This is a genomic window from Cellvibrio sp. (assembly GCF_039207905.1).
Taxonomy (GTDB): domain Bacteria; phylum Pseudomonadota; class Gammaproteobacteria; order Pseudomonadales; family Cellvibrionaceae; genus Cellvibrio.
The window spans coordinates 67,317-69,826 of record NZ_JBCECX010000017.1 but is presented as its reverse complement, the minus strand read 5'-3'; the positions used below and the strand labels follow the sequence as shown (position 1 = coordinate 69,826).

The window sequence follows — 2,510 nt, the reverse complement described above, 5'->3', positions numbered from 1 at the left end:
ACAACGGCGTTAATTATTTTGGATATCGATCACTTTAAAACGGTGAACGACACCTATGGCCATCCGATCGGCGACAAAGTATTGCGCAAGGTGAGTGACATCCTCGGCGAAAATCTGCGGCAATCCGATGCGCTTGCACGCTGGGGCGGAGAAGAGTTTTTGATTCTATTGCCACAAATCAATTTGCTGGCGGCGAGTAATGTCGCCGAGAAATTGCGTCTGGCAGTCGCAACTGCCGACTTTGGTTTGGCGAGCCCCTTGAGCATCAGCTTGGGTGCGGCGGATTTGGTGGCCGGTGAGTCTGCTGGCGAATGGATCAAACGCGCGGACCAAGCGCTTTATAATGCAAAACGTTTAGGGCGCAATCAGGTAGCATTAGCAATCTCCTGATTCGTTTTCCAAAGGAACAGCAATGAGCGATAAACTTTCTTCCCCTGAATCAACCCAAGATCGCGTGCGCGTCCAAAAAGTAGAAGTGCTGTCAGACGATTGGTATGTGTTGCGCAAAACCACTTTCGATTTCAAGCGCAATAATGGCACTTGGCAGACCATGAGCCGCGAGACTTACGATCGCGGCAATGGTGCAACCATCCTGTTGTATAACCGCGAACACAAAACCGTCATCCTGACCCGCCAATTCCGCTACCCCGCTTTTGTTAACCAGCATCCGGGAATCCTGATTGAAACTTGCGCCGGCTTGCTGGATCAGGATGATCCGGAAACCTGCATCCGCAAAGAAACCGAAGAGGAAACCGGTTTTCGGCTTGAAAAAGTCACTAAGGTTTTTGAAGCCTTTATGAGCCCTGGATCGGTGACTGAAAAATTGTTTTTCTTCGTGGGTGAATATTTCCACAGTGACCAGCGCAGCGCGGGCGGTGGCAAGTACACCGAAGGTGAAGATATTGAGGTGCTGGAATTGAAGCTGGATAAAGCGCTGGAAATGATCGGTACCGGCGAGATTATGGATGGCAAGACAATTATGTTATTGCAGTATGCAAAATTGAATAATCTCTTGGGTGAATAAAAAACGGGGCTATTAAGCCCCGTTTTCATGTGTGTAGATCTGTTATTTTCTTGCCTTTCTTTTTGCCTTTGCACCACCGCTATGAAGCGGTGTTTGACTGGCAATCATCAACTGGAAAGCACCGAAGAAAATTGCCATAAGGCCAACCAGAGAGGAGAACAAAAATGCTCCGCTACTGGCGATAAAATACATGCCGATAATCATTACTACACCAAAGAGAACAAAACCAATGCCCAATTTTTTTTGTATTTGCATAGTGTAATCACCTCTGTCTAATGCAGATCCATTGCTAGACCTACGGTTGGATGTAATGCGTCGGAAAACGCAGAATGAAAACGTTATTTATTATTCTTGCTGGTAAAGCGTGCCAGCCATCCACTAACTAATACCAACCCTAATGCGATAGCGGCGCCTAAAAATTCGCGAGCCTCTTCTATATAAGGTTTTTCCGGATTCATGCTTTGCATCAGGGGTTCCTGATCCATATGCAAGTAATAATTATAAGCACCTGGGCCAGAAAGGGCTAACTCGATTCCACATAATACTATCGCCAGCCAAAATAATGGCCGGACAAACTTATTGAACACCACCAGCAGTGGAACAGCCGCACATACCAGATAAAACGCTGTCCAGATTGTCGGGTCGGGGTCATTGAGTTGCAGGCCCGCGAACGCGACCAGAATCAGGGTAAATAGAATGGCAGTGGTCTTGGTGGCGTAGATCATCGGGTAGGTTCTCTGTTTCTTGTAATAATGACTAAGGCTAAAGATCGGTACTTCAACGTTGGTTAGTGAGCACCCTTATTATCATTCGCCCGGTTTGTCGGGCTGTAGCGTTCCTGCATTCTAGCGATAGCAGTCAGGGAGTGTAAATCCTTGGCTCCCCCGTTAGAGCAGCTATATAGCTGAAGTACTGGTGTAGCCTGATTTTTCGGGAATAAATTTATAGGAAAGCCTGAGGCTGGATGTCTATACTGCCTAACTCTTAAACGGGCTTTTTTTATTATGGTTATTGGTGATTCACTCGGTTATACGGCGCTTGGATTTGGTGGCGGTTCTGTTCCGCGCAACCATCTTCAGGCTGAGCGTAATTCCGTCGTTCTTGAGGCCAAGCTGGACCCCAAAAAGCCGAATGAGTACTCCGTTCAAACGTCTGCTCCTGTTATTGCTCCGCCAGAAAAAACCAGCGAGAGTAAAAATACTGGTCGGCAATTTCCGCAAAATACAGATCCCGCCAGCCGTGCTTTTAATGCAATTGCAAATTACGAGCCGCGTGCGCACAAGATCGACATCCACGTATAGTTTTAAAAGCAGCTAAAAATAGCGGCTTATCTGTAAATATTCTCCGGTGTTATTTTTCTCAGCTTTGGGCGACGCTCATTATTTTTTCATGCCAGCGTGAATGCTGATGATTAGTCAAATTTGAAGTGAAATTTAATTTTTTATAGTGAATAAAAGAGTTTTTATATTTGCTTTGATTTTTATTT

At 45.9% G+C, this 2,510-nt stretch carries 5 protein-coding genes; 3 read left to right on the top strand and 2 right to left on the bottom strand.

Going from position 1 to position 2,510, the window contains the following annotated elements:
* A partial coding sequence (locus tag AAGC78_RS12075) for a GGDEF domain-containing protein (RefSeq protein ID WP_435784333.1) occupies nt 1–390 on the top strand: 390 nt, incomplete at its 5' end.
* A gap of 22 nt (nt 391–412) precedes the next feature.
* Entirely contained in the window at nt 413–1,024 is a 612-nt protein-coding gene (locus tag AAGC78_RS12070; RefSeq protein ID WP_435784332.1) for an NUDIX domain-containing protein, read from the top strand.
* Between the two features lie 42 nt (nt 1,025–1,066).
* Here AAGC78_RS12070 and AAGC78_RS12065 read toward each other — a convergent pair whose 3' ends face one another.
* Nucleotides 1,067–1,279, bottom strand: coding sequence for a hypothetical protein (locus AAGC78_RS12065; protein ID WP_435784331.1), 213 nt, complete (start codon nt 1,277–1,279; stop codon nt 1,067–1,069).
* An 83-nt stretch (nt 1,280–1,362) separates the two neighbouring features.
* Nucleotides 1,363–1,749, bottom strand: a complete 387-nt coding sequence (locus tag AAGC78_RS12060; RefSeq protein WP_435784330.1) for a transmembrane 220 family protein — start codon at nt 1,747–1,749, stop codon at nt 1,363–1,365.
* 279 nt (nt 1,750–2,028) lie between these two features.
* Here AAGC78_RS12060 and AAGC78_RS12055 point away from each other — a divergent pair, with 279 nt between their 5' ends.
* Nucleotides 2,029–2,325 (top strand): hypothetical protein, encoded by a 297-nt coding sequence (locus tag AAGC78_RS12055; protein ID WP_435784329.1) that lies wholly within the window; start codon nt 2,029–2,031, stop codon nt 2,323–2,325.
* Nucleotides 2,326–2,510: the final 185 nt, after the last annotated feature.

What these genes read in the sequence shown, in the direction of transcription:
- AAGC78_RS12070 (WP_435784332.1), top strand. Translation starts at nt 413, where the DNA reads ATGAGCGATAAACTTTCTTCCCCTGAATCAACCCAAGATCGCGTGCGC.
- AAGC78_RS12065 (WP_435784331.1), bottom strand. Translation starts at nt 1,279, where the DNA reads ATGCAAATACAAAAAAAATTGGGCATTGGTTTTGTTCTCTTTGGTGTA.
- AAGC78_RS12060 (WP_435784330.1), bottom strand. Translation starts at nt 1,749, where the DNA reads ATGATCTACGCCACCAAGACCACTGCCATTCTATTTACCCTGATTCTG.
- AAGC78_RS12055 (WP_435784329.1), top strand. Translation starts at nt 2,029, where the DNA reads ATGGTTATTGGTGATTCACTCGGTTATACGGCGCTTGGATTTGGTGGC.